A 24,563-nucleotide genomic window follows, 5' to 3' on the forward strand; every position below is an offset into this window, starting at 1 on the left:
GTATTTTCAATAAGTCTTTGGGCATTCGAGCATCACATATTTTCATCATAATCTGTGACATCACGCTTGGCGGCAGTTGCAGGTGAGTTCGATGTACCGTATTTTTCCACGGCGTCCCATGCGCCCGCATCATCAAATCGTCCTGCATTCCGTTGGCGAACCTCACCTGCACCCTTGGGCGGCGGAGTCATGACCTGTTCCTCTACCGGACGGTCATTCGATAATTCTCGAGTTGGCGTGTGCTCGACGGTATAGGCTGTATATGGAATGGCTTGTAACCGTTCAAAAGGAATTTCTTCCCCGCTCTCCACACAAATTCCGTATGTCCCATCCTTTATCCGCTGAAGGGCTGCATTGACTTGCTCCAGCTCGTCTTGCAGCGAATCATTAATCGCCATATCACGGGACCGTTCAAAGGTTTCTGTCCCTATATCAGCGGGGTGATTGTCATAGGACGAGAGCTCACCTGTGGAATCTGTCAGTGTTTCTCCCAATTGAGCGTTTGCCTGACCGTTTTGTTCAAAATGCTTTTCTAAATCCTTTTTCTGCTCCAACAACATATGTTTCAGCTCTGCAAGCTGCGAATCGTTCAAATGATTCATGATCATCTCTCCCCTTCGTGGTCTGTATAAGTGACACGTATGCTCTTTTATACCCGTTCATAGGGCCGGGCAATCAGCAGAGACTTTTATTCCCAGCCTAGAATGTGATATAAAAAGAATAGTGTGTTAAGGAGGGAATAACCGATGGATGAACATATGAAGCGTCGTCTGGATAAGCAAAAGCAGTTGTTTAAACAACTGGGCATTCAGCTGGACGCGCTCTCCATTCATGAGAAACAGTTTAAGAATAAAATGCGCGGCTATGATCCGGACGAGGTAGATGCCTTTCTGGATGAAGTGATCAAGGATTATGAACGCTTTTATGCGAATATAGCCGACCTGATGGACAAGTGGCAGGAGCAGCAGGCAACCATACGTGATTTGAAAAATGCACCCAAGCCAGCGGCCGACCTTAATGGACTTGACCGTCGTCAACTGGAGGATATCGTAAAACAGTTGGAATATAGTGTGCGCCAATTAAAGGTGCGAGTACGTCCTGAAAATGACTATTTTCCGGAGTAAGGTGCAGTTAGCACTGTGTTGGTGCCTCTATTGTGGTATGATGGAAACAAGTATTTTATCAAACATTTAATGAGGCACACACATAAAGGTGGTTAACATGAGTACCCATTTTTCCGTTAGTATCCATTGTCTGCTTCTTCTGGCTGAAGGGGCACCGGAGCGAATGACATCGTCACTTATAGCTTCCAGCATCAATACAAACCCGGTAGTTGTGAGAAGGATTATGAGCCGCCTCAAGCAAGCGGGTTTGGTTGATTCATCGCCTGGAGCACGCGGCTTTCGTCTAAGCATGTCCAGTTCAAACATCAATCTGAAAATGATCTATGAAGCGACTAAGGATGAAGGTCCGTTGTTCGCCATCCACACCGATAGCAATCTTAATTGTGAGGTAGGCAGGAACATAGACGCATTGTTGGATGGTTTATATACCGTGGCAGAGCAGAAAATACAGACGTTTTTCGAGACCGTTACGCTGCGAGATTTGGAGCAGGCACTTCAGCAGCGCGTGGGGCAACAAAGTTCATCTGTGTAAAGACGCTGGTAAGGAGCAATTAATATGAAAATCATCGTACTTTCAGACACTCATATGCCGCACAGAGGCAAAACACTGCCTAGTCGACTGGTACAGGAGTTAAAAGGCAGTGACCTCATTCTCCATGCCGGAGACTGGACGGATTGGTTCGTATATGAACGTCTAGCTGAATTTGCGCCTGTGCAAGGCATTGCCGGAAACAATGATGGAGTGGACATCGTGGAGCGTCTAGGCTATCAGCGAATCGTTGAAGCCCAAGGCAAGCGAATCGGCATGGTTCACGGTCACGGCTGGCGAGGCACGACAGAAAATATCGCATTGAATACGTTTAAGGGAGAAACGCTGGATTGCCTGATTTATGGACATTCTCATATTCCGGTGCTCAAAACGATTGACGGTCAGCTTGTCCTTAATCCGGGGTCTCCGACGGACAAACGCGGTCAAGACGAATATTCATTTATCGTGCTGACGATTGAAGCTGGTCAGATGGAAGCACAGCTTGTTCTTTATCCAGATAAACATTGATTTAAAACCAACAACTGTTGATTAAAGGGGAAGCTATGGCTATTTTTGAATTAGAACCAATGAAGCATCATGTATTGATTTGCAATGGAGGCACATGTATGCGACATGAGGGTGAAGAAGTTACACAGGCAATTCGGGATGAAATTCGTAAACAAAATGCAGAGGCATATATTCACACGACCAGAACTCGCTGTAATGGGCGTTGTCATGATGCTGCGGTTGTGATCGTCTATCCTCAAGGGGACTGGTATGGTCAAATGACCCCCGACTCGGGGACTCAACTAGTGCGGAAGCTCGTAACGGGAGAGAAGCTGGAACCTCATCTTTTTTATGAGTGTACAGGTCAATCCAGCTCGGAATAATCCAATCAACCATCTATAAGTACACGAGTAGAGAAAATCTTTGCGGAGATTTTCTCTTTTTTGCGTTTAATCCCCGATGTGAAAGGTAAAAGTATACTGTGGACACCAATCCGATAGGGAGGGAAGTAAAATGGCCCCATTTGAAGATAACCTGCACGATCAGAATGAGCAGAAAGGACAGACGGGGGAAGGAACGACGGAATCTAAACACCAGGAACAGTCGATCAATCGAGATCATGCAGAGCAGTATCCAACAGAGCAGGAAAGCTTGTTTGACCGTTTTGAGATCGAGCAGACGGTAGATGCCATTCCTGTAGAGGATTTGAAGATGGAAAGACAGGAGGAGAAAGACAAGGATGCAACCAAGCATACCTCTTCCAGTGAGAAAAAATACAATGGTGGCATATAATCATCAACTAACTGGTAATATTTAAAAAGAAATCTCTTGACTTTAAGATATGTGTAATGTACATTAAGTTACGAAAAGTAATTAATTTTTCTCAGGAGGTAACAAAATGACTAAAGACTTCTTCACAGCTCTGAAAGACAGACGCTCCTATTATGGTATTAGCAAAGAACAAGTCATTTCTGACCAACGGATTCAAGAAATTGTAGAGGAAGCTGTGAAGTACACACCTACCTCGTTCAACTCCCAAACTTCACGCGCCGTAGTGTTGCTTGGAGAACATCATGACAAACTGTGGAATATTACAGAAGATATTTTGCGGGAAGTGGTAGGCAATGAAGAACAATTCAAATCTACTGCTGAGAAAATGAACGGTTTCCGCAGCGGTTACGGAACGGTCTTGTTCTTTGAAGACAATAACGTGATAGCTGGTCTGCAACAACAATTCGAAGCCTATGCGGACAATTTTCCAATCTGGGCTAACCAATCTAATGGTATGTTGCAATTGGTTGTATGGACAGCTCTGGAACAAGAAGGATTGGGCGCATCCCTTCAGCATTACAACCCTTTGATTGATGAAAAAGTGAAAAACGAATGGAACATTCCTGAGCACTGGAAACTGATTGCTGAAATGCCATTTGGTAAACCGACATTCCAACCAGGTGAAAAAGAATTCCAGCCTATTGAAGAACGTGTAAAAACATTTAAATAATTTTCACGATAAAATGACGTTTCAAGTTCAGCCTGATTAGAGCACTGTGGGTATCTACAGTGCTCTTTGCCATTCCATTTTTAAGATATGTAAGCTTTGATATATACAGACACAGCGGTTAATTCATCCGTTAGTGGGTGATATTATGTTTAAAATTGGATGAGAAGTTTACATAGATGTGATTGCGGTTTTATGCAGCTGTCTAGGATAACGCGCATTCAAAGGAGGAAAAGTGATGAACTATGATTGCATTATTGTTGGCGGGGGAATTGCCGGTTTGCAAGCAGCCATTCAATTGGGAAGATACAGCAGTCATCGGGTGCTGGTAATAGATTCCGGCTATGGTCGGTCTACGCTGTGTCATCAATATCATAATATTTTGGGATTTCCTGAGGGAATTTCTGGTGAAGAGCTGCGACGGCGTGGACGTAGCGAGGCTACGAAACTAGGAACTGAGTTTGTTGAAGAAAAGGCGGTCAAAGCCGTCAAAAGGGATGAGCTTTTTGACATTCAAGTGGAGGAAGGCTCCATGTATTCGTCAAAGACGCTGCTGTTGGCGACAGGGCTAACGGATCGTTTTCCAAAACTGGATGGGTTACAAGCTTGCTTGGGCAACAGTGTATATGTGTGCCCGGATTGTGACGGTTATGAGGTTCAGGATCGCAGTACGGTCGTCATGGGGGCTGGCAAAGCAGGAGCTTCCATGGCTCTGATTTTATCAGAGCGCACCGATCAACTTGTATATGTCAATCATGAGCGTTCAGAGGTGCCGGACGAGCTGAGCGAAAAGCTGCGGGAAAAAGGGATTGGCTATAAGGAAGCCGCTATTTCTGAGATTATAACCGGAGAACCGGGCTGTTTTGAAGGAGTGCGGCTGGCCGATGGACAAGTAGTTCGAGCAGAGCGGGGCTTTTTAGCTTTTGGCAGCAATCATGTTCATTCAGAGCTGGCAGAGCAACTGGGTGTACATCTGCTGCATAATAAGCACATTGAAACTCATCCTCGCAGCAAAATGACAAATGTGGAAAATGTATGGGTAGCCGGGGACTTAGGGGCTCATGCCGAACAAGCGACTGTAGCGATGGGAGAAGGAGCTATGTCAGCGATTTGGATACACAAGGTATTAACGGGTATGAAAACAAAAGTACCGCAGCTCTGAGAGCTGCGGTTTAGAACGATGGGCGTGTACTCGTTGGGAGATGAAGTTCGAAGCGTTTTAATTGATCGCTCATGCCGTACTTACGTAAAATTTCTGTCTGTTTGTTGCCGATAAGATCAAAATGCGGATAGGGCTGACGTTGATGAATATATTGGGGGTCCAATCCGTTATGGTTGCACCATAAGCGCAGCTTGTCCAAATTAGAACATCCCACCTTGGTGACGGTTGTAATGCCTGGAAAGCGATCATCCACCCAGTAATGTGTCAGAAAAGCAATTTCACCACGACTGACCTCTCTTTTCCAGGCCATAAGCTCCTGCCGGGTAATGCCAAATGCCATCGTTCTCTTCCCTCCTTGGCTCAGACTGAAATCATGAGCTGCTGCGTGGTTGTTCCATTATTTTCGTACTGTAGTCTGTATTATGATCCACATGGGGTAACACAATAACAGGAGAACATGTGTGACGATCTCCTGTTAGAAGTTAAAGCCATCTCTCGGCCCAGCTCTCCACACCATTCAATGCATCACCTAGCTCTTTACCCTTGCGTGTCAGCGAATACTCGGTACGCACAGGCCGCTCTGTGATGACATTGCGAAGGATCAGGCCGGAAAGCTCTAGTTCCTTGATGCGTTCGTTCAGCATGCGTTTGCTAAGATCGGGTATGGAGACGTGAATTTCACTAAATCGTTTGGGATGTTCCATCAAAGTATGAATGATGAGAGCGGTCCATTTTTTGCTGATGATCTGAAAGGACTGTTCCACCTTACCGCACAAAAGCTTAGGCTGCCTGTCGTCGCTCATCTGAATCCCCTCAATTTCATTGTTGTTTTAAACAGTATACTAAAAGTAACTCTGTATACCAATAGTAACTATAACGCTTTGTGTCAACTGTGACATATTTAACATTTTTTTCTCTTTCCTTTCGTCAATCATACCACAGAAAACGTTATCATTACAGGATATATCGAATGTTCACGATTTCGCTAAAATTTGATTGACTTGCCCCTTATTTTGGGTGTATTATGGGTTACGTTAATTCCTCAGGTAACTTTTAATAACCTCATCTTTATAATGGGAAGAAGGAATATTTCATGGATTCAATGACATTTGTCTTATTTGGAGCGACAGGGGATTTGGCTAAACGCAAAATTTACCCTGCCTTGTATAATTTGTTTGTAGAAGGTAAAATTCCGGCTTCCTTTTCTGTAATTGGGATGGGGCGTCGTGAAGTGGCAGACGAGCAATTTCAAAGTAATGTAGAGCAATCCATTAAGGATTTTTCCAGACACGTGAATGAAGACCGTGCACAGATGGATCAGTTCTTAAGTGCTTTCCGTTACAGCGCATTGAACGTCAACTACCCGGAAGATTATAAAAAGCTGCTACAGCTTGCTGAGCAACGTGAAAATGACTTGGGAATTCCGGGGAACCGCATGTTTTACTTATCGGTGGCACCGGAATTTTTTGATGTGATTGCCCTCAATATTCGGGAGAGTGGTTTAGCTGAAACAAAGGGTTGGAAACGGCTCATTATCGAAAAACCATTTGGGCACGATCTGGAATCCGCACGTGAGTTGAATGATCGCCTGAGTAGAACCTTTGCTGAGGATGAGATTTATCGTATTGACCATTACTTAGGCAAGCCTATGGTTCAAAACCTTGAAGCCTTAAAATTCGCTAATCCGTTGCTTCAAGGGATATGGAACAATCAGTACATCGCCAATGTGCAAATTACCGCTTCTGAGACTGTAGGAGTAGAGGAGCGAGCAGGATACTATGATCACTCTGGCGCTATTCGTGATATGGTACAAAATCACATGCTGCAGGTATTGATGATGGCGGCTATGAACAAGCCGGGACATGTCACGGCTGACCAGGTGCGTGACGAAAAAAGCAAGGTTATGGACGCGCTTCGTGCACTTGATCCTTCTGATATTGCTTCCAGCGTGGTTAGAGGCCAATATACCAACGGTGAGATCAACGGAAAAGCAGTTCCTTCCTATAAAGAAGAGCCGGATATCGGACCTGATTCGCAAAATGATACTTTTATTTCAGCTCGCCTATGGATTGACAACGAACAATGGTCGGGTGTGCCGTTCTATATTCGTACCGGGAAACGCATGAAAGAAAAATCTACTCGTATCGTCGTGGAATTCAAAAAGGATAGCACAGATCCTTATGCCGCTCAAGGGCAACCGACTGACCCGAACTTGCTGATCATCCATGTTAACCCGGATGAAAAGGTAACGCTGCGTCTGAATAGTAGAGACCCGCTAAACGCTGGTCAACTGGAAACGGTTCTGATGAATTATCATTCCGAGGCCAAGGATGTACCAGAAGCCTATGAACGCCTCATCTTTGATGCACTGCGCGGAGATTCCACCTTTTTTGCTCATTGGAACGAAGTTGAGCTTTCATGGGTGTGGGTTCAACCTGTACTGGAAGCTTTTGCTCGTGGTGAGGTTCCACTACACACGTATGCAGCAGGCTCTTACGGTCCAGAAGCTTCAGATCAAATGTTAGAGGAGCAAGGCTTTACATGGTGGCTGGACGAAAAGTCCGAAAGCTCTGAGAAAGCAGTCGTTCGTTCTTAACAGTAACAAGAAAGTATATCCAAAATATGTTTGCTACGGCAGGAGGCCATTACTATGCAAGTAGGATTAATTGGTTTGGGAAAAATGGGTTTGAATCTCGGGAAAAATTTGATTGATCATAAGCATGAACTTGTCGCTTACGACGTCAATGCAGCCGCAATCCAAGAAATGAAGGATTATGGAGCTAAAGGTGCTTCTACATTGGAAGAGCTTGTACAGGCAACTCAATCCCCTAGAGTATTATGGATCATGGTTCCTCACCAAATTGTTGATTCTGTGCTGGATCAGCTTCAACCGATGTTGTCCAAAGGGGACATCATTATTGAAGGTGGTAATTCTCATTACAAAGAGTCTATTGCTCGTCATGCCCGCTTAAAAGAACATGGTATCAGCTTCATGGATGCTGGAACTTCAGGCGGGATGGAAGGCGCACGCAATGGCGCTTGTTATATGATCGGTGGCGATCCGGAAGCTTGGGCGGTTGTTGAGCCTGTTTTCCGCGACACAGCAGTGGAAAATGGATATTTGTACGCAGGTAAATCCGGAAGCGGACATTTTCTGAAAATGGTTCATAACGGTGTGGAATACGGCATGATGGCTTCCATCGGTGAAGGATTTGAAGTGCTGGAAAAAAGCAACTTTGACTTTGATTATGAACAAGTAGCGCGTGTGTGGAACAACGGTTCTGTTATCCGCTCTTGGTTGATGGGCTTAACTGAACGTGCATTCTCCAAAGATGCAAACCTGGACGAAATCCGTGGGGTTATGCACTCTTCTGGTGAAGGAAAATGGACGGTTGAAGAAGCGTTGGACATTCAGGCTGCTACACCAGTTATTGCCTTGTCCCTGCTGATGCGCTACCGGTCTCTTGATGCGGACACGTTCAACGGGAAAGTGGTTGCTGCACTGCGTAATGAATTTGGCGGTCACGCGGTAGAAAAGAAGTAATAACAATATAAGTTAGTATCTATCCCCGTAGCTTCACAACTGCGGGGATATTGCTATATGTTTTGGCGTTTATTGGATTTTTGCATAACCTGCATATGCATATTTTTCCTTGTATATCCGCACAATAGGTGAAAAAGGCGGAAGGGTGAATAGCATATGTGCAAAAGGTTTTCGTTATCGGCTGATTTAGATGAGGTGAGGGATCACTTTGGTATACAACGGGTGATGTATTATTACAAAACACGCTATAACATGAGTCCTACTCAGCATGTTCCAATTGTGCTGCATCAGGATGGAGAGCGGGTACTTGATGAATTTCGTTGGGGATTTATTCCCTACTGGGGCAAGGATTGTGTCAATGCAGACTTAAATACGGTTCGGGTAAATCCGAGTTATCGCAAGATGGCGGAAACCCGACGCTGTATCATTCCATGCAATGGATTTTATTATTGGCGAAAATTAGGCAAACGCATGTGTGCTGTAAGGGTGGTACTGCCGGAACAGAAGATGTTTGCGGTCGCGGGGCTATATGAAGTATGGCATGATAGTCGTAAGGAGCCTTTACGCACCTGTACGATGATGACAGTTCATGCTAATACGGATATACGTGAATTCGATACCCGCATGCCAGCTATTTTGGAAGCTGATCATATAGATTCATGGCTGGATCCGTCTGTCCAGAACATAGATGAGCTGCTGCCTCTATTGCGCACGTATGAGCAAGGCGACATGAACATCTATCCAGTGACCCCGCTGGTGGCCAATGATGAACATGATAACCGTGAATGTATTCAGGAAATGGATTTGCAGTGGTCCTGGATTAAACCTTAAATGTATGGAGATTTTCATCCATTATTGATCATAAGCTTCCCGCCACCTGCATAGGTATGTATTGGGGAACAAGCGTCATGATCCGGGGAGAGGGGAAACGGCCGAAGGAGTATCTCATATGGGATGGAGGCGATTGGAATGAGTAACGATACACTCATCCAGCTGCTGGTGCTCATGGTGACGATCATCGGTCTGGTCCAAAACCGGTAAGTGGCAGGTTCCAGAAGGCGGGAGAATTGCCGTAGGCAATCTTCCGTTTTTTTCTGTGTTAAAAAGCTCGCAGATTAAGGAAGCTTACGGTACAATAGATGCTAGGATACAGGTGACAAGACACCTGAATATACGTCTACATACGATATATTTTTAAGGGAGAGCGAATCATGAGTGACTTAACTTCATTACCACCAGCCAAAAAAAGAAAATTGCTGTTCAGTGCAGGGCTTAGCTGGCTGTTTGATGCTATGGATGTAGGGCTGCTTTCATTTATAGTCGCAGCGTTGGCAAAGGAGTGGCATCTGGGATCTGAGCAAATTGGACTGCTGACTGCAATGAATTCGATAGGAATGGTGTTCGGAGCCGCTATGGCGGGGATTTTGGCTGATCGTTACGGCAGACGCGCCATTTTAGTGTGGACATTGTTGATCTTTTCTATTGCCAGCGGCTTATCAGCTTTGGCGACAGGCCTCGGAATGCTGCTGGTGCTGCGTTTTATTGCTGGTGCAGGCTTGGGCGGGGAATTGCCGGTTGCTTCGACGCTGGTGTCAGAATCAGTGCCTGTGAAAGAACGAGGGAGAGCGGTTGTGCTGCTGGAAAGCTTCTGGGCGGCAGGCTGGATCCTTTCGGCTCTTATTGCTTATTTTGTTATTCCAAAGTATGGTTGGCAAATGGCATTTATTCTCGGCGCAGTACCTGCGCTGTACGCTCTTTATCTGCGTAGAGCTATTGATGATTCACCGCGTTACAAGCTGCAAAGCGTTAAACTTCCGCTGCGTGCACGATTGGCTTCGATTTGGTCGGGACCTAATCGCAAGTCTACGCTGATGCTGTGGATTTTATGGTTCACAGTTGTATTTTCATACTACGGCATGTTCCTGTGGCTACCTAGCATTATGTTTATGAAAGGCTTCGAACTGGTTAAAAGCTTTGAGTATGTGCTGATCATGACGCTTGCCCAACTCCCAGGTTACTTTACCGCCGCCTATCTAATTGAAAAGCTGGGCCGCAAATTCGTACTGATCATCTACTTGCTGCTCACAGCCGTGTCTGCCATTTGGTTTGGCACCTCGGAAACGGCGGGAATGCTGCTAGCTGCTGGTATCTGCTTGTCCTTTTTTAATCTCGGTGCATGGGGAGCCATGTACGCCTATACACCAGAATTGTACCCGACAGCCGTCCGTTCAACCGGTGTGGGTATGGCGGCTGCGTTTGGTCGTATTGGAGGCGTTATCGGGCCTTTTGCAGTCGGTATACTCGTAGGACAGGGCGTAGTGTTACCATCTATCTTTGTGATTTTCTTCGTAGCTATCTTGATCGGAGCAGCGGCTGTATGGTTGCTGGGTACGGAAACCAAAAATCAGGAGATTGACTAACCTTTACATTCACCTGTGTGAAGATTCATAATATAAGAGAGAGGAGTGACCTGAAATGGAGCATACCTTTCTGCTCAAGGCAGACTGGAACGGGGGGCGCAACAGTGACGGTCGTATTGAGGCTGGACAGTTGCGGACTGCAATTTCGATCCCGGCCGAGATGGGAGGCCCTGGTGTGGGCACCAATCCAGATGAAATGCTGCTCGGTGCCGCCGCTACCTGCTATTTGATTACTTTGGCGGCGATGATGGAGCGCGCGAGTCTCCCGGTGGCGTCACTGGCGCTGGAATCCGAAGGGATTGTCGATGTAACGAACAATATTTTTACATATCGCCGAATTGTGCATCGTCCGCAGGTTCAATTGGCCGCCGATGCGACAGAATCACAGATCGAACAAGCATTGCGACTGGCAGAGCAGGCAGAAACCTCATGCATGATCTCGCGTGCTGTAGCGGGAAATGTGACGTTGTCCACAGAGCCCGTGGTGGAGCGCGCCTCTTAAAGCGATATCTGTAACAGGAGCAATCATTCTAATTGCCCATCATTTTTTTAATCCAAGGAGGACACAACCATGACAGCGCAACAAAAATTGCTCGTATTCGCAGGCTCTTACGCCGAATTGGAAGGTAACGGAGTTTATTCGTATACTTTTAATGAACAGACAGGAGCACTTACACTACAGGATGAGTTCTCCGGCTTGAAAAATCCTACATTCCTGAATGTGGACGTCAAAAATCGGAAGCTGTATTCCATTGGGGAGACGACTTCTGCTGCAGGAGCAAAAGTAGGCGAAGCTTCTGCTTTCGAAATTGATCCAGTTAAAGGAACATTTACATTGCTGAATCGTGCGGAAAACGTGGGTGCAACAACTTGCCACATTCAGCGTGATCCATCTGATCGTTACCTTATTGTAGTCAGCTACCACGGAGGTATGGTGGGACTGGTGTCTCTGACTGAGGACGGACGTATTGGTGAGTTGCTGGATGTTAAACAGCACGAGGGCAAAGGAGCGCACCCTGAACGTCAGGATCGTCCACATCCACATTCCAGTTTCTTTAGTCCAGATGGTCGCTTCCTGTTCGTACAAGATCTCGGTCTGGATCTGATCCGTGTTTATACCATTGATGACAGCAAAGGACAACTGGTGCTTCATGGTGAAACGAAAACCCATGCAGGTGCAGGTCCACGTCATTTGACGTTCCACCCAAATGGTAAATTTGCTTTTGTCATTAACGAAGTGGATTCTTCCATTACTTCTTTTGCATATGATGCAGAGGCTGGTAAGCTCACTGAGCTTGAGAGCGTACCGACATTGCCGTCTGACTTTACAGGTGAAAACACAACTGCTGAAGTTGCAATTTCGGAGGATGGAGCTTATCTGTACGGTTCCAACCGTGGGCATGACAGCATTGTGGTATACGCTGTAGACGGAGCAACTGGCAAGCTGAGATTGGTGGAGCATGTATCTGCCGAAGGAGAGCATCCACGCCATTTTGCATTGACTCCAAATGGTAACCATATGCTCGTGGCCAACCGCGACACCAATAACATCGTTACGTTCAAAGTGGACAAGGCAAGTGGACGCTTGACCTACACCGGGCAACAAGTAACCGTGTCCAAGCCAGTATGCGTACAGCCTTTTTACTTTTCTGTATAAAAATTAGGAAATGCCCCCAGATTTCTTGTTTGTATGTTCAAGGGTAGAAATCCAGGGGCAAAGGCGAACGCTCCGCTGCTTTAATGCTTTGACAGCCATTGAATATGTATATGTTGATGGTACTAATAGATTAACCAAGCATAGAAAAATTGTTAGTGAAAACGGCTCGTAGGATAACCTACAGCCGTTTTTATTTTAGGGCTTAGTCATTTCTAAAGAAGTCACTAACTACGAAAATAAACTAAAATTTTAAGGTTACAAATAAGATACGAATAATATCGGTAGGAAAAGGGTACATATGTTATAAGCGGGACAAGAAGCCCTCAAGCACTCCGATAATGTAAATCTAGGACAAGCATTGTGAGTTCCATATAAGAGGTAGAGGCTTTAAATAAAATATTATATTTGACCTACCATCTGTTCGCGTAGTGGGCCACACAAATCGACAGCGTTGGATTGCATGTATTTCTACAGGAGGAGGAATTCTCATGAAAATTATCATTACACAAAAGGAAGCCGTCGACAAAGGAATATGGACAGAGATCATGGGGATGTTTGCTGTAACCAAAGAGGACGAAGTATGGCAAAATGAGGAGTTTATTCTCACCGAAGAACAGGCACGTCAGGTCGGGTTATTAAGATAGCAAAGATAAATAGGACATGTTATCAAGTTTTAAGACCAAGTCTTAAAAAATCGTAACTTCTTTTTTATGTATCTGATACACTTTTTAACCGTGCAACGTTTATGATAAGTACACAAGGGTAATGAAGCTTACAGACACCGTGTACATACCCAAACGGCAAGGAGAGATCAGACATGATGAAACTAGCTTCGAAATGGACCGTATTGGCTTTAATGATGATGCTGATTACGACGGCAGGAGCAACAGCGCAAGGCTACACGCCTGTCGCAGCTGCTGAAAATCAGGAGACCGTATATATAAACCAAATGGAGATTCGTGACGGACAAATTTATTTGTCGGCAGACCCGATTGAATGGTATGAAGGCGCGGCGGCAGACAAAGCATTTGTGGAGCATGAAGGAAATACAGGATTGGATGGAGCGCCGGATGGCTACTACATCGTAAACAATTCCGTGCAAAATGACGTGTATCAGGTTGCACCAGATGCTTCGGTAGAGGTGCAGATTTATGATCACACGGGTAACATAGAAGATACAGACGTACAATGGAACGAATCGATTCCGCTGACACAGTTTGAGAAGGATTTTGCAAAAAAGGACGTTCTGGACCTCAGTCAATTTCCATACCATGTTACGCTTCGTGACGGTAAAGTTGTAAAAATCGTGCAGCAATTCATTCCTTAAAATAGAAGTAATCGTAATCTCATATCACAAACACGTGCTTCACTTGATTACAGATCAGGGGAGCACGTGTTTTTATATTTTATAACAAAAAAGAGGATATCCAGCCCATATAGGGCGCGGATATCCTCTTCCCTTCATAATATATGATTAGAACGATTTTGCTGTGTCTACTGCACGTTGTACAGCAGAAGCAACGATTTCTTGTGCTTGATCTGGAGCTTGGTTATGTCCTTCCAGTACAACCTTCACGATGTCTTTCACGCCGAAGAAGGTTAAAATGTTACTCATGAAGTTCAAGGACATTTCAGCTGCAGCAGCTGGTCCTTCGGAATAAACGCCGCCTCTTGCATTCAACAGGGCTACTTTAGTTTCAGTTACAAGACCCACAGGACCCTCAGCAGTGTATTTGAATGTTTTACCAGCTTGGTTCAGGTAGTCAATGTACGTATGCAGTACAGCTGGAATCGTCATGTTCCAGAGCGGGAAAGCAAATACGACTTTGTCTGCTGCCAGGAATTGATCCAGGTAGCCATTAGCGATGTTTGCCAGGCGAGCTTCTTCTGCGTTCAGCTCCATGCCTCTAGCGGATTTGAACGTGCCGTTGATCATGTTAGCGTTCAAATAAGGAAGCTCGACGGAGAACAGGTCCAGCTCAGTGATTTCATCAGATGGGTGGGAAGATTTGTAGCTTTCCACGAATGCGTTATACAATTTAACTGTTGCAGATTCTTCAGCTGTACGATCATTAGCTTTGACAAATAATACTTTAGACATAATTTATTTCCCCCTAAGTAAGTTGAATAAGTAAGTTAAGTTAGTAAGTTACCATGTAATATTACAATATAAAGATAATATCTGTCAACGCTTTTATATTAAATTTACTTTGAAAAGCTACTTTATTTTTTACACTGTAAAATTCAAGTGTTTCTTTTGCAAAATATCAGTTTTGCGGTAAAATTTAAATGTAAAGTCTAATGAAGAGAATAGTTTAAGTAGGCGAAGAAGGAAATGAACATGGTGCCAGCAAGATTTGGCACCATAGTTGAATGAAAAAAGGTGAGTAGCTTGAAGATAGGTTTTTTTGATTCAGGATTGGGTGGAATTACAGTATTGTCCGAGGCACTAAGACGTTTGCCAAACGAAAATTTTGTATACATGGCGGATACCCTTCATGTGCCTTACGGGACGAAAACTCCCCAAGAGGTGCTTGGTTATGTCAAGGCTTCAGTGCAAACGATTCTAAAAGAAGATGTTAAGGCACTGGTGATTGCCTGCAATACGGCTACAAGTATCGCGGTTGCGGAGCTAAGGAAGGAATATCCTATTCCGATTATTGGTATGGAGCCAGCTGTGAAGCCAGCGGTCGAGATGAACCGGGCTAATGGTAAAAGAGTTCTGGTGTTAGCCACACCATTGACGTTGAAACAATCTTGTTATGCAGCACTCGTATCCAGAGTTGACGATCATGGGAGCGTGGACTCACTACCTCTGCCGGAGCTAGTACATTATTGCGAACAGTTGAATTTTGACCGGGCAGAAATGTCCGCATATTTTAACCGTGAGTTGTCTTCGTTCAATCTCGACATATATGGTACGGTGGTATTGGGATGTACTCATTATCCTTTTTATAAGGAAATTCTAAGGGAACTACTGCCTTCTCATATTCAGTTAATTGACGGGAGCCAGGGAACAGTTAGACGGTTGAAACAGGTGTTGTCTGAGCGTAATTTGCTGGAACCTTCGCCAAAATCCAGTCCATCGCAGGCGGGACACATTACATTTCTATGTTCTAGTCAGGATGAGGCCTATGTGCGTAAGATGGAGCGGGCGCTTGAAATCTATACGGAGCATGAAAAGATTTATTTTTAAAAGAAGAGCGGCTGGCGAACGTGTGGGATTATCTTAATGAAATTATCCAAAAAATCGCCAGCCGCATTGTGGATCAGACGCACGGAGGGAGGCGTGAAATGGACGTTCAACTAATCCTGAATGAGCTTTATGCAGCAGGCGTGCTTGAAGGCCATATGCAAAATCTCAAACCGCTGACCGGCGGTACTTCGAGCGAAGTGGTTGTTGTCATGGATGGTACCAGGCCTCGATATGTGATTAAGCAAAATGATCATGCGATTGTAAAAGCCGAGGCGGAGTTTTTACATACCTATGTACAGATTGAGAAACTATCGCGTTTGGTTTATGTAGATCCGTTGCACCGTTATTTGGTATACACGTTCAGGTCAGGGCTCACACAGTATCATGGACGAAACAAAAGCAATTTGTTGCTTCATCTGGCGACGGAGGTGATCTCGCACTATAAGCCTTTTGGTGAGGAACGTCATTATGGTTATCCGGACCACCCGTTTGTGGAATGGAAAGATTTTCTGCTGCACAGAACGAAGGAATCTGGAAAGATCATACAAGACATTTTACCCCGTGAGGATCATCGTTTCGTTCATACCCTTGTGGCTGGATCGCCGCAACGGAATATTAAATATTTGCTTCATGGCGACTGTGGAGTACATAATTTTGTGTTTAACGAAAATGGCACATTGACGGGTATTATTGATCCTGATCCCGTGGTGGGAGAACCCCTATATGATCTGATATACGCCTTTTGTTCTTCACCGGATAGGCTGACCATAGATACCATTTTGCCTTCCTTAGAGAAGCTTGAGCCGGAGATGACAGGGGAATACGAGCTAAACAGGGAAGTGTTACTGGGACTATATTTTCGTATAGCCACCTGCATTTGTCGTCATCCGGAAGATCTCGATCAATATACAGAAGCGTGGACCTATTGGCTTAACAGGATTCGCTGTAAGGAAGAGGGAATATGAGCATACAAGGATGGAATCATATTTGCTTTTCGGTACCAGATTTGGAGAAATAGATACATTTTTATCAAAAAGTACTAGAGCATATCAAAAAACTTGATTTTTAACCCAATGCAGATAGATGCAAGCAACAGAAATAATACTCCACTCCAGGTAATCAGGTGTGTTCCCATCTGTGATAGAAACCATCCGCCTAAGGTGGTGCCAATCGTGACACCTAAATTTGCAAAGGAGACAAACAAGCTATTAGCAAATTCAGGTGCTTCTGAGGCCTCCGAAGTTAACCAAGTTTGACTTACAATCAGACCGCCGGTAAAAACAGCCCCCCATATAATTATTATTATAATCATGGGAATGTAGTAAGCTCTTTTGGGAAAAACTTTGCAAGAGAACGTTTCCATTATTCAGCGTCGGAGCTGACAAAATCCATCCTAGCCGGTGAAGCACTTCCAGCAACCGCGTAGGAACATGCAAAGATTAGGATAGCCCATGTTTTGCACTGCTGTCCCGAATTTCTAACTGATGCGATATGGACCAGTGGACAGCAGCCAATTCCTCTCCTTTAATAAGCTTAATGAGATTGCGGGCGGCGACCATGCCCAGTTCGGATGCTGAATATCGGACAGTTGACAATTTAGGCCGGATTATTGTAGCCATATCAATGTCGTCAAATCCCAAGAAAGAGACCTGTTCAGGTATTTTCACCCCATTCTCGGCCAGAAAGTTCATAGCGCCTATGGCAATTCGGTCCGTCGCGCAGAACACCGCACTGGGCAATGGGCCTGAATGATAAAGTTTTCTCATAGAGGTTACGCCGTCTTCAACTGAAAAGCCGCTTTCCAACACACGTTCGGGACGTACTGGCAGGTGAGCGGCCTTCAATGCCTGTTCATAGCCCAAAAAACGCTGATTGCCCACTGAAATATCTCCCGCAGCTCCCCGCAGCATCGCGATATCCTGATGTCCCTGCTGAATTAGATAAGTTACCGCTTCAAAAGCAGCCGTTATGTTGTCAACATGTACGGAAGGAATGGATTTGTCTCGAAAATCCCGTCCGACAAGGATGCAGGGAATTCCCGCCGCTTCAATGAGCGCGTATAGCGCATCCCGGATTCCGTCTACCGATATGATAATTCCGCTCGCCTGCATTTCACGGAACATATTGTAATAGTGTATTTCAGAGTCCGCGTCCCCCCCTGACAAGGCGATTATGACATCGAAACCGTATAGATGCGCTACTTGATTGATGCCTTCAACCATGTTATCAAAGACGTTGTTTTTAATCTCGGGCAGAAGTACTCCAATCAGAGATGTATTATTCTTTACCAGTGTCCGTGCTATGGCATTTGGACGGAATTGAGTGGCTTCAAGGACATCTAGAACTCGTTTGCGTATTTCACTGTTCACCGTCTGGCTGTTATTGATCACTCTGGAAACCGTTGAAATGGAGACGTTGGCCATTCGAGCCACATCTTTTATAGTCATTTTCATTGTACACACCGACTTTCAAGCAAGTATTTATTTAGAAAAAGGTTCTCAAAGTGAATTGAATTTATTATATCAGTTTATTGAATTGTTTATTGAGTTTAACAAAGATTCCAGGGCAAAGAAAGCGCTTGACCTTGGTTTATAGGGAGAGTATAATCAACTCCGGAAAACGTTTTCTAGCATTTTCTGGACATAAATGATTGTTTTTACCAAATAACTAGCTGAATTCAAGGTATTTCGGCTTGTTTTTTGATTATCAAGAAAACGTTTTCCTTATGGCTTGGAATTGTAGAGAATAACAAGGGAAAAGGAGCATGAGCATGAGAAGTTCGAGCGATATTGTTGTAATGGGAAATGAGGCTTCAAAGCAAACCGGTTCAAATATTTCGCTAAAAGAAAAGATGGGTTATGGATTCGGTGATTTTGCCAGCCAGTTGCTGTTTGCCGCCGCAATGACTTTTCTGTCCTACTTTTACACAGATGTAATCGGGATCAGCGCCGGGGTCATTGGTACTTTAATGCTAGTTGCGCGTGTACTGGATGCGTTTATTGATGTCGCGATTGGGGCTTTGATCGATAAAACGAAGAGCAGACACGGGAAGGCCCGTCCTTGGTTACTGTGGATGTCCGGGCCATTTGCGTTGTCTGGAGTTCTCTTGTTCACGGTTCCAAGTGGAAATATGACGATCACTATTCTATACATTTACGTTACCTATCTGTTGATGAACATTATCTATTCCAGCATTAATGTCCCTTATGGTGTGCTTAATTCCATGATAACGCAGGATTCTTACCAGCGTTCTCTGCTTAATATTTTTCGTATGTCTCTAGCGAATATTGGTGCCTTGCTAATTAATTATTTCACCCTCCCGTTAGTGAAGTCGTTCGGCGGCGGTCAAAAGGGGTGGATTTTCACCTTTATTCTGTTTGGTTTGCTCGGAACCTTCTTATTTCTCGTTACCTTCTTCAGTACCAAGGAAAGGGTTACTCCATCTGTTGTACAGAAGCCAATTCCGTTTGGACGTGCTTTTGGAGCGCTGATGCGTAATAAGTATTGGAAATTGATTCTTGGGTTTGCTGTGGTCTATTTCATAAATAACTCACTGGGCACAGGTATGAATATTTACTACGCACGTTATGTGTTAAAAGACGCCAATCTGATTGGGGTGCTCGGCATATCCTTACTCCTTCCTTCCCTGCTTGGTTATTTGTTATTGCCTCCCGTCGTCAAGCGGATCGGGAAACGAAATTCATCCATTATCGGAAGTATCCTCCTGATTGTGGGATCGCTTGTTATTGCCGTCAGTCCCGCAAGTCTTATGGCGGTCTGCCTGGGACTCGTTATTAAAGCGCTTGGACATGCCGCTATTCTCGGAACCTTCTTTGCCATGTTGTCAGATACCATTGAGTATGGCGAATGGAAGACAGGGATGCGCACCGAAGGACTGGTGTACAGTGCGGGTAGTTTCGGCACAAAAGCGGGAGGCGGTTTCGGAGCGGCACTCATCGGTTGGGGACTGGCATTGGGAGGATATGCTGGTGGACAAGCTACAATCAGTGCCACAGCGCTAGCGTCTATTCATTTCATGTTTATCTACGTTCCAATTATCTTGGCTGCCCTGCAAATTGTATTGCTGGCATTTTACAACCTAGATAAATTATTTCCCGGTATTGTCAAAGAGCTTGAATTCTTAAAAAACGCTAAATAAGGAGAGGAAAGCAAATGGAGAAGAAATGGTGGAAAGAAGCCGTATTCAAACCATTATCCACTAAAATTTTTCCTGAATTCTTTGCTTCCTTTTCAGTTTCTATTCTTTGAATCTCATATTTATCAGAACTACAAGGTAGGTCAACTAAGTTTATGAAGCTCATTGTCTGAGAAGCCCATACTTTAGGCTTAGGAAACGTTAGCTGAATTAAAGAGCGGTAGTCTAGAATTTAACTATGAAAACCAAGATGTTTTTTTCTTGACCAGTTTTAAAAAAAGGACTATAACATCAATCTTGATGATGTTATAGTCTTTTTTTGATAAGAAATTATTATTTTAACGAGGTCTACCTGAACGAAAACCACAAGAAGGACGTTCTGCAATGGACAATCGAATCATGTTGAATACCACGCTTATCAAGCTGAGAACTTTTAATGTCATCATTTTGTCCGTACGAGAACGGAATGAACAGGACAAAAGGCCAGTCTATTTTACAGATCCAGACGGACATAAGTATGAATTCCACACAGGACAATTGCGGGACCGCCTGGAATATTATAAAATGAAAAAGCATATGACTTTTTTTGAATGAGTAATTGTTATCGATATAAATGATATAAGTAATAAGTAAGTAATGATTGGGTTCGCATTTAGGAGGAATACGAAAGGATGTCACTGTCTCAGGAAAACGCTTCCAAGCAAGCGCAAGTCATTAAAACGATGACGGTTTTTGCAATCACTTGGCCGATCTTTATAGAGATGTTGTTTCACATTTTGATGGGTAGCGTGGATACGTTCATGCTAAGCCATGTTTCTGATGAGGTTGTATCGGCTGTGGGTGTGTCCAGACAGTTGATTGAATTTACGATTATACTTTTCAATCTGCTTGGTCTTGGTGTAGGTGTGATCATTGCTCAGCTATTGGGGGCGCAAAAGCATGTGGATGCAAGCCGTGTTACGGCTTCGGCACTAACCTTTAATCTGGTGTTTGGTCTGGCATTGAGCTTGATGTTTATTGTCAGTCGGGATTTTTTGCTATCCTTTTACCATATTACTCCGACGATTAAGGAAAATGCAGAGATTTATATGATGCTGGCAGGGGGTTCGCTGTTTCTGGAAGCGCTCATGCTAACCGCAGGTCCGGTTATTCGATCGCATGGTTTTACTAAAGATACGATGATCGTGGGCATTGGTATGAATATTTTACATATTGCAGGAAATGCATTGCTCATTTATGGCTGGTTTGGTCTGCCGCAGATGGGAGTGGCGGGAGCAGCGATTTCAACGGTTATTAGCCGTGTTGTAGCATGTGTCTGGATTTTTCTACTGCTGTACAAGCGTGTAAGTGCGCCGATTCGCATCCGGTATTATGTACAGCTACAATGGAGTAAGCTGGTAGCCATTCTGAAGATTGGTATTCCTGCCGGGCTGGAATGGTTGTCTTATCAGCTTAGCCAAATGATGGTGACCCGGTTTGTCAGCTTTATGGGTACAACGGCAATCGCAACCCATTTTTATTCGAATACAATTGTGTACTTTTTTATGGTATTTGGAATGGCTGTAGGGGAGGGGACGGAAATTATTGTTGCCCGCCTGATTGGAGCAGGAGACAAGGAAAAGGCCTATCATCAACTTTTACGGAGCCTGAAATGGTCTTTGATCATTACGATTGCTGTAATCGTGGTAGTATCCTTTTTCCGATATGAAGTGATGGCGATCTTTACAGATGAGCCGGCGATCATTCAATTAGGGGCAGCGATTTTGCTTTTCTGTATATTGCTGGAGCCGGGCCGAGTGTTTAATCATGTTGTCATTAACTCCTTGCGAGCAGCGGGAGATGTTCAGTTCCCGTTAATGATGGCCATAATTTCAATGTGGGGGATTAAAATCCCGTTAGCATATGTGCTGGGCATTCATATGGGATATGGAGTGCTGGGTGTGTGGATTGCACATGCCTGCGATGAGTGGGTACGAGGCATTTTCCACTATTTACGCTGGAAGGGCCGGAAATGGCAGCACAAATCGCTGTTATCCAAGGCTGAACTTCAGGCGGAATCCGTCTAAGGCTGATAGAGAACCTACAACAGACATTCTCCAAGTGAATTGGGGGATGTCTGTTTTTTTACAAAAATAAGCAAAATGGGGATGTTCAAAGTTTTCAAAAATTGCTAGAATATAGTAACCTCGAATGTAGTAGAGGTTTTCAAAGTTTCATAGTTTCAAAGACGGGTGGTTTCCGATTGAATCCATGAAGGAGGGAATAGGATGGAACGTAAAGTGCATATCATTCCTTACCAAGTGATCAAGCAGGAGCAACAAGTGAATGAAATACCGCGAGGTGTAGAGCTGATTCAGGCTCCTGCGGTATGGAACCAGACTCGAGGCCAAGGCGTGAAGGTGGCGGTGCTGGACACGGGCTGTGATTCGGACCATCCTGATTTGAAGGCGCGCATTATTGGCGGACGGAATTTCACGGATGATGATCAAGGTGATCCGGAAATTTTCAAGGATTATAACGGTCATGGCACGCATGTGGCAGGAACCATTGCGGCAGCAGAAAATGCGGATGGTGTCGTGGGTGTTGCTCCAGAGGCAGACCTGCTCATCATCAAAGTGCTAAACAAGCAGGGCTCCGGTCAATATGACTGGATTATTCAAGGCATCTATTATGCGATTGAGCAAAAGGCAGATATCATATCGATGTCACTTGGCGGTCCTGAAGATGTGCCAGAGCTGCATGAAGCAGTAAAAAAGGCTGTAGCTAGCCAAATCTTGGTCATCTGTGCAGCTGGAAATGAGGGAGACGGTGACGACAGAACGGACGAGCTCGGCTACCCCGGCTGCTATAATGAAGTGATTAGCGTAGGCGCTATCAATTTTGACAGGCACGCCTCAGAATTCAGTAATTCTAATAATGAGGTGGATTTGGTTGCACCCGGAGAAGATATTTTGTCCACCGTTCCGGGCGGCAAATATGCGACTTTTAGCGGAACTTCGATGGCTACTCCGCACGTAGCAGGTGCATTGGCGTTGATTAAGCAGCTGGTAAGTGCGAGCTTTGAGCGTGATCTCACCGAACCGGAATTATATGCACAACTCATCAAACGCACGATTCCACTTGGCAATTCTCCTAAGCTGGAAGGCAACGGTCTATTGTACTTGACGGCAGTAGAGGAGCTCTCGCGTATTTTCGACGCACAGCGTGTAGCAGGAATACTAACTGCAGGATCATTGAAGGTTAAATAAACCGTAACTTCGGATATATAGCGGCTCTCCTGTAAGGAGAGTCGTTTTTTTGGATTTTAAATCTTAGGAAAAACTCCATTTACATTGCATTCAAATGTCGGGTAACATATATCTCAAAGATAGGCATGAGTCAGAAGTGGAGGATTAATATGAACGATATCATGGCGCAAGCTGGCGAGCTTAGACGAACAGGGCAAGCAGAGGAAGCACGAAAGCTTCTTTTGAAGGCATTAGAACAGCAGCAAAATGATGCAGAATTGTGGTATCAGACCGCTTGGACACAGGAATGGACGAATTTCCGGATTACAGACCGTTTCGGGTATTTTACGTGATGGTATTATATAATCTGGGGGAATTCGGGAAAGCCATGCAGGAGCTGCTAATGGAGGTGGCTGAGACGACCTCGGATTTATCTACACAAGAGTACTCACGTGCCATTCAATATTATGCAGATAAACTGGATCAGATCGAGACATAGGTGGACCGGAGTGAGAGCATAAGCAGTAACGTATATATACGCTCGTACATAAAAAGATCACAGTCAGAGAGCAGTAATTCTCTTTCCTGACTGTGATCTTTTGCTGTTTATTGTTTGGCTATAGGGTCTGTAAATTGATGAGTTAAATAGCTGCGATTACTGCGCACCTTCAGTAACGGCGATTTCCTTCTCCAGGTTTTCTCTGGACAGGTTGGCCTTCAAGTAATCCGGGGTATCGGGCAGGACCAGGTGCAGATTGGATTTTTGACAAATGCGGATGGTGCACTTTTCGACGATAAAATCAAAGACATGCCCACCCCCAGTGCGTTCATCGTTAATAAAATGCAGATGAAATCCGGCTACCCCAATACCTTGAGCATAGGCAGGTGTCCAAAAACCTGTAATCACCCCAGAAGCGTCGTTAAAAGAGAACGTAGGCTGAGATTTGGTCGCTTCGATAAAAGGTTTGTAAGGCTTCACCTGGTGAGGGACGGTACGTGTCTTTACTTCACGAAAAGTGCCATCCATACGGAAGGCATAGAACAGATTACGGCTTGGAAACAACTTTAACAGCAGAGCTTCCAGCTCTTCACGATGCATGGGGCGGTCAATAGTATATGTGAAATCTTCATGGAAAAAGGTGACGGTGGAAAAAGGTGTGGTTTCTTCCGGTTTTACACGATGGGCCGTACCGTCTGGAAGCAAGTGATAGAATTCACCATCGAACGCGATCATCTCGCCATTCAGTTGATCAAAGGTACCAATCCCAAAATCCCCGTGCTTTTGCAACTCCTCAAAGGCAACAACTCCGTCATAAAGACCATCTAATAGAGCGAGCATAGTGGACGTTTGGTAAATATCATGGTCAGTTTCTTGCTTGGTTTCCAGTCCTGCAACGGTCATGGTAATACACTTCCTTTTGTAATTGTATGCATTTATTTTCTTTCTTTTTCAATAATAAACGTAAATTTTCAGTAAATAACGAGAATAACTCAAAAAAATCATAAAAAATAACGTTTTGCTCCATAATTGTCACGAAAACGT

At 44.6% G+C, this 24,563-nt stretch carries 28 protein-coding genes and 2 pseudogenes; 23 read left to right on the plus strand and 7 right to left on the minus strand.

All coding sequences use genetic code 11. The features are described from left to right. Window positions 1-32: 32 nt before the first annotated feature. Window positions 33-602: a TraR/DksA C4-type zinc finger protein gene (locus tag MLD56_RS10605; protein WP_029519038.1), complete on the minus strand. Its 570-nt coding sequence runs from the start codon at window positions 600-602 to the stop codon at window positions 33-35. A 144-nt stretch (window positions 603-746) separates the two neighbouring features. On the opposite strand from MLD56_RS10605, the gene MLD56_RS10610 reads away from it, so the two are divergent. From MLD56_RS10610 to MLD56_RS10640, 7 genes are all read left to right on the plus strand, one after another. After that, entirely contained in the window at window positions 747-1,124 is a 378-nt protein-coding gene (locus MLD56_RS10610) for a DivIVA domain-containing protein (protein ID WP_023988297.1), read from the plus strand. 97 nt (window positions 1,125-1,221) lie between these two features. Continuing rightward, on the plus strand, window positions 1,222-1,656 hold the full coding sequence (locus MLD56_RS10615) for an Rrf2 family transcriptional regulator (protein WP_029519039.1): 435 nt from the start codon (window positions 1,222-1,224) through the stop codon (window positions 1,654-1,656). A 24-nt stretch (window positions 1,657-1,680) separates the two neighbouring features. Further along, window positions 1,681-2,181 carry a metallophosphoesterase family protein gene (locus MLD56_RS10620; protein ID WP_029519040.1) on the plus strand — a complete coding sequence of 167 codons (501 nt, stop codon included), beginning with the start codon at window positions 1,681-1,683 and terminating at the stop codon, window positions 2,179-2,181. Window positions 2,182-2,216: 35 nt separating this feature from the next. Continuing rightward, window positions 2,217-2,543 (plus strand): (2Fe-2S) ferredoxin domain-containing protein, encoded by a 327-nt coding sequence (locus MLD56_RS10625; protein ID WP_029519041.1) that lies wholly within the window; start codon window positions 2,217-2,219, stop codon window positions 2,541-2,543. A 130-nt stretch (window positions 2,544-2,673) separates the two neighbouring features. Continuing rightward, window positions 2,674-2,952: a hypothetical protein gene (locus MLD56_RS10630; protein ID WP_029519043.1), complete on the plus strand. Its 279-nt coding sequence runs from the start codon at window positions 2,674-2,676 to the stop codon at window positions 2,950-2,952. Window positions 2,953-3,058: 106 nt separating this feature from the next. Next, window positions 3,059-3,661 carry a nitroreductase family protein gene (locus MLD56_RS10635; protein WP_029519044.1) on the plus strand — a complete coding sequence of 201 codons (603 nt, stop codon included), beginning with the start codon at window positions 3,059-3,061 and terminating at the stop codon, window positions 3,659-3,661. 235 nt (window positions 3,662-3,896) lie between these two features. Then, window positions 3,897-4,820, plus strand: a complete 924-nt coding sequence (locus MLD56_RS10640; protein WP_029519045.1) for an NAD(P)/FAD-dependent oxidoreductase — start codon at window positions 3,897-3,899, stop codon at window positions 4,818-4,820. Between the two features lie 10 nt (window positions 4,821-4,830). Here the strand turns inward: MLD56_RS10640 and MLD56_RS10645 are convergent, their stop codons facing one another. Next, window positions 4,831-5,160, minus strand: a complete 330-nt coding sequence (locus tag MLD56_RS10645; RefSeq protein WP_029519046.1) for a hypothetical protein — start codon at window positions 5,158-5,160, stop codon at window positions 4,831-4,833. Between the two features lie 142 nt (window positions 5,161-5,302). Next, window positions 5,303-5,623, minus strand: coding sequence for a winged helix-turn-helix transcriptional regulator (locus tag MLD56_RS10650; protein WP_007430161.1), 321 nt, complete (start codon window positions 5,621-5,623; stop codon window positions 5,303-5,305). A gap of 290 nt (window positions 5,624-5,913) precedes the next feature. Here MLD56_RS10650 and zwf point away from each other — a divergent pair, with 290 nt between their 5' ends. The 8 genes from zwf (at window position 5,914) to MLD56_RS10690 (ending at window position 13,768) form a co-directional block, all read left to right on the plus strand. Beyond that, a complete protein-coding gene (zwf, locus tag MLD56_RS10655) occupies window positions 5,914-7,416 on the plus strand; it encodes a glucose-6-phosphate dehydrogenase (protein WP_029519047.1) in 1,503 nt (500 codons plus the stop codon). Window positions 7,417-7,470: 54 nt separating this feature from the next. Continuing rightward, complete coding sequence (gnd, locus tag MLD56_RS10660) at window positions 7,471-8,364, plus strand: phosphogluconate dehydrogenase (NAD(+)-dependent, decarboxylating) (protein WP_029519049.1); 894 nt, start codon at window positions 7,471-7,473, stop codon at window positions 8,362-8,364. Window positions 8,365-8,520: 156 nt separating this feature from the next. Continuing rightward, on the plus strand, window positions 8,521-9,195 hold the full coding sequence (locus tag MLD56_RS10665; RefSeq protein WP_029519050.1) for an SOS response-associated peptidase: 675 nt from the start codon (window positions 8,521-8,523) through the stop codon (window positions 9,193-9,195). 380 nt (window positions 9,196-9,575) lie between these two features. Next, entirely contained in the window at window positions 9,576-10,784 is a 1,209-nt protein-coding gene (locus tag MLD56_RS10670) for an MFS transporter (RefSeq protein WP_029519051.1), read from the plus strand. Between the two features lie 55 nt (window positions 10,785-10,839). After that, the gene (locus MLD56_RS10675; protein ID WP_028542408.1) at window positions 10,840-11,286 is read left to right on the plus strand and encodes an OsmC family protein; all 447 of its coding nucleotides are present in this window, start codon (window positions 10,840-10,842) and stop codon (window positions 11,284-11,286) included. Between the two features lie 69 nt (window positions 11,287-11,355). Further along, window positions 11,356-12,441: a lactonase family protein gene (locus MLD56_RS10680; RefSeq protein WP_029519053.1), complete on the plus strand. Its 1,086-nt coding sequence runs from the start codon at window positions 11,356-11,358 to the stop codon at window positions 12,439-12,441. 488 nt (window positions 12,442-12,929) lie between these two features. Next, entirely contained in the window at window positions 12,930-13,085 is a 156-nt protein-coding gene (locus tag MLD56_RS10685; RefSeq protein WP_023988309.1) for a hypothetical protein, read from the plus strand. Window positions 13,086-13,258: 173 nt separating this feature from the next. Beyond that, a complete protein-coding gene (locus tag MLD56_RS10690; protein WP_029519055.1) occupies window positions 13,259-13,768 on the plus strand; it encodes a hypothetical protein in 510 nt (169 codons plus the stop codon). Window positions 13,769-13,915: 147 nt separating this feature from the next. Here MLD56_RS10690 and MLD56_RS10695 read toward each other — a convergent pair whose 3' ends face one another. Next, on the minus strand, window positions 13,916-14,542 hold the full coding sequence (locus MLD56_RS10695) for an FMN-dependent NADH-azoreductase (RefSeq protein WP_029519056.1): 627 nt from the start codon (window positions 14,540-14,542) through the stop codon (window positions 13,916-13,918). Window positions 14,543-14,833: 291 nt separating this feature from the next. Here MLD56_RS10695 and murI point away from each other — a divergent pair, with 291 nt between their 5' ends. Together murI and MLD56_RS10705 are read left to right on the plus strand one after the other, a co-directional pair. Continuing rightward, the gene (gene murI, locus MLD56_RS10700) at window positions 14,834-15,637 is read left to right on the plus strand and encodes a glutamate racemase (RefSeq protein WP_029519057.1); all 804 of its coding nucleotides are present in this window, start codon (window positions 14,834-14,836) and stop codon (window positions 15,635-15,637) included. 98 nt (window positions 15,638-15,735) lie between these two features. Further along, a complete protein-coding gene (locus MLD56_RS10705) occupies window positions 15,736-16,602 on the plus strand; it encodes an aminoglycoside phosphotransferase family protein (RefSeq protein WP_029519059.1) in 867 nt (288 codons plus the stop codon). Between the two features lie 74 nt (window positions 16,603-16,676). Here MLD56_RS10705 and MLD56_RS10710 read toward each other — a convergent pair. After that, window positions 16,677-16,964, minus strand: a pseudogene (locus MLD56_RS10710) (MFS transporter); the annotation flags it as partial. A gap of 112 nt (window positions 16,965-17,076) precedes the next feature. Continuing rightward, window positions 17,077-18,090, minus strand: a complete 1,014-nt coding sequence (locus MLD56_RS10715; protein WP_080658676.1) for a LacI family DNA-binding transcriptional regulator — start codon at window positions 18,088-18,090, stop codon at window positions 17,077-17,079. 317 nt (window positions 18,091-18,407) lie between these two features. Here MLD56_RS10715 and MLD56_RS10720 point away from each other — a divergent pair, with 317 nt between their 5' ends. The 6 genes and pseudogenes from MLD56_RS10720 to MLD56_RS10745 all read left to right on the plus strand — a co-directional run bounded on the left by MLD56_RS10720 (window position 18,408) and on the right by MLD56_RS10745 (window position 23,519). After that, window positions 18,408-19,796 carry an MFS transporter gene (locus tag MLD56_RS10720; RefSeq protein ID WP_029519065.1) on the plus strand — a complete coding sequence of 463 codons (1,389 nt, stop codon included), beginning with the start codon at window positions 18,408-18,410 and terminating at the stop codon, window positions 19,794-19,796. Between the two features lie 432 nt (window positions 19,797-20,228). Further along, window positions 20,229-20,387, plus strand: a pseudogene (locus MLD56_RS10725) (metallothiol transferase FosB); the annotation flags it as partial. A gap of 77 nt (window positions 20,388-20,464) precedes the next feature. Continuing rightward, entirely contained in the window at window positions 20,465-21,859 is a 1,395-nt protein-coding gene (locus MLD56_RS10730; RefSeq protein WP_029519068.1) for an MATE family efflux transporter, read from the plus strand. A 201-nt stretch (window positions 21,860-22,060) separates the two neighbouring features. Further along, window positions 22,061-23,041: a S8 family peptidase gene (locus MLD56_RS10735; protein WP_029519069.1), complete on the plus strand. Its 981-nt coding sequence runs from the start codon at window positions 22,061-22,063 to the stop codon at window positions 23,039-23,041. 149 nt (window positions 23,042-23,190) lie between these two features. After that, on the plus strand, window positions 23,191-23,373 hold the full coding sequence (locus tag MLD56_RS10740; protein ID WP_029519070.1) for a tetratricopeptide repeat protein: 183 nt from the start codon (window positions 23,191-23,193) through the stop codon (window positions 23,371-23,373). Beyond that, window positions 23,370-23,519: a hypothetical protein gene (locus tag MLD56_RS10745; protein ID WP_239645263.1), complete on the plus strand. Its 150-nt coding sequence runs from the start codon at window positions 23,370-23,372 to the stop codon at window positions 23,517-23,519. Before MLD56_RS10740 ends, MLD56_RS10745 begins: the two co-directional genes overlap by 4 nt. Window positions 23,520-23,675: 156 nt before the next feature. Here MLD56_RS10745 and budA read toward each other — a convergent pair whose 3' ends face one another. Continuing rightward, on the minus strand, window positions 23,676-24,422 hold the full coding sequence (gene budA, locus MLD56_RS10750) for an acetolactate decarboxylase (protein ID WP_029519072.1): 747 nt from the start codon (window positions 24,420-24,422) through the stop codon (window positions 23,676-23,678). Between the last annotated feature and the right edge of the window lie 141 nt (window positions 24,423-24,563).

This window comes from Paenibacillus peoriae (assembly GCF_022531965.1).
GTDB classification, from domain to species: domain Bacteria; phylum Bacillota; class Bacilli; order Paenibacillales; family Paenibacillaceae; genus Paenibacillus; species Paenibacillus polymyxa_D.

Bases quoted from the DNA above. Each gene is read 5' to 3' on its own strand.
- MLD56_RS10625 (WP_029519041.1), top strand. From the start codon at position 2,217: ATGGCTATTTTTGAATTAGAACCAATGAAGCATCATGTATTGATTTGC.
- MLD56_RS10620 (WP_029519040.1), top strand. From the start codon at position 1,681: ATGAAAATCATCGTACTTTCAGACACTCATATGCCGCACAGAGGCAAA.
- MLD56_RS10730 (WP_029519068.1), top strand. From the start codon at position 20,465: ATGTCACTGTCTCAGGAAAACGCTTCCAAGCAAGCGCAAGTCATTAAA.
- MLD56_RS10630 (WP_029519043.1), top strand. From the start codon at position 2,674: ATGGCCCCATTTGAAGATAACCTGCACGATCAGAATGAGCAGAAAGGA.
- MLD56_RS10615 (WP_029519039.1), top strand. From the start codon at position 1,222: ATGAGTACCCATTTTTCCGTTAGTATCCATTGTCTGCTTCTTCTGGCT.
- MLD56_RS10665 (WP_029519050.1), top strand. From the start codon at position 8,521: ATGTGCAAAAGGTTTTCGTTATCGGCTGATTTAGATGAGGTGAGGGAT.
- MLD56_RS10635 (WP_029519044.1), top strand. From the start codon at position 3,059: ATGACTAAAGACTTCTTCACAGCTCTGAAAGACAGACGCTCCTATTAT.
- MLD56_RS10605 (WP_029519038.1), bottom strand. From the start codon at position 602: ATGAATCATTTGAACGATTCGCAGCTTGCAGAGCTGAAACATATGTTG.
- MLD56_RS10670 (WP_029519051.1), top strand. From the start codon at position 9,576: ATGAGTGACTTAACTTCATTACCACCAGCCAAAAAAAGAAAATTGCTG.
- MLD56_RS10705 (WP_029519059.1), top strand. From the start codon at position 15,736: ATGGACGTTCAACTAATCCTGAATGAGCTTTATGCAGCAGGCGTGCTT.
- MLD56_RS10690 (WP_029519055.1), top strand. From the start codon at position 13,259: ATGATGAAACTAGCTTCGAAATGGACCGTATTGGCTTTAATGATGATG.
- MLD56_RS10650 (WP_007430161.1), bottom strand. From the start codon at position 5,623: ATGAGCGACGACAGGCAGCCTAAGCTTTTGTGCGGTAAGGTGGAACAG.
- MLD56_RS10695 (WP_029519056.1), bottom strand. From the start codon at position 14,542: ATGTCTAAAGTATTATTTGTCAAAGCTAATGATCGTACAGCTGAAGAA.
- MLD56_RS10675 (WP_028542408.1), top strand. From the start codon at position 10,840: ATGGAGCATACCTTTCTGCTCAAGGCAGACTGGAACGGGGGGCGCAAC.
- MLD56_RS10645 (WP_029519046.1), bottom strand. From the start codon at position 5,160: ATGGCATTTGGCATTACCCGGCAGGAGCTTATGGCCTGGAAAAGAGAG.
- MLD56_RS10610 (WP_023988297.1), top strand. From the start codon at position 747: ATGGATGAACATATGAAGCGTCGTCTGGATAAGCAAAAGCAGTTGTTT.
- MLD56_RS10715 (WP_080658676.1), bottom strand. From the start codon at position 18,090: ATGAAAATGACTATAAAAGATGTGGCTCGAATGGCCAACGTCTCCATT.
- gnd (WP_029519049.1), top strand. From the start codon at position 7,471: ATGCAAGTAGGATTAATTGGTTTGGGAAAAATGGGTTTGAATCTCGGG.
- MLD56_RS10720 (WP_029519065.1), top strand. From the start codon at position 18,408: ATGAGAAGTTCGAGCGATATTGTTGTAATGGGAAATGAGGCTTCAAAG.
- MLD56_RS10640 (WP_029519045.1), top strand. From the start codon at position 3,897: ATGAACTATGATTGCATTATTGTTGGCGGGGGAATTGCCGGTTTGCAA.
- zwf (WP_029519047.1), top strand. From the start codon at position 5,914: ATGGATTCAATGACATTTGTCTTATTTGGAGCGACAGGGGATTTGGCT.
- MLD56_RS10680 (WP_029519053.1), top strand. From the start codon at position 11,356: ATGACAGCGCAACAAAAATTGCTCGTATTCGCAGGCTCTTACGCCGAA.
- MLD56_RS10685 (WP_023988309.1), top strand. From the start codon at position 12,930: ATGAAAATTATCATTACACAAAAGGAAGCCGTCGACAAAGGAATATGG.
- budA (WP_029519072.1), bottom strand. From the start codon at position 24,422: ATGACCGTTGCAGGACTGGAAACCAAGCAAGAAACTGACCATGATATT.
- MLD56_RS10735 (WP_029519069.1), top strand. From the start codon at position 22,061: ATGGAACGTAAAGTGCATATCATTCCTTACCAAGTGATCAAGCAGGAG.
- MLD56_RS10740 (WP_029519070.1), top strand. From the start codon at position 23,191: ATGAACGATATCATGGCGCAAGCTGGCGAGCTTAGACGAACAGGGCAA.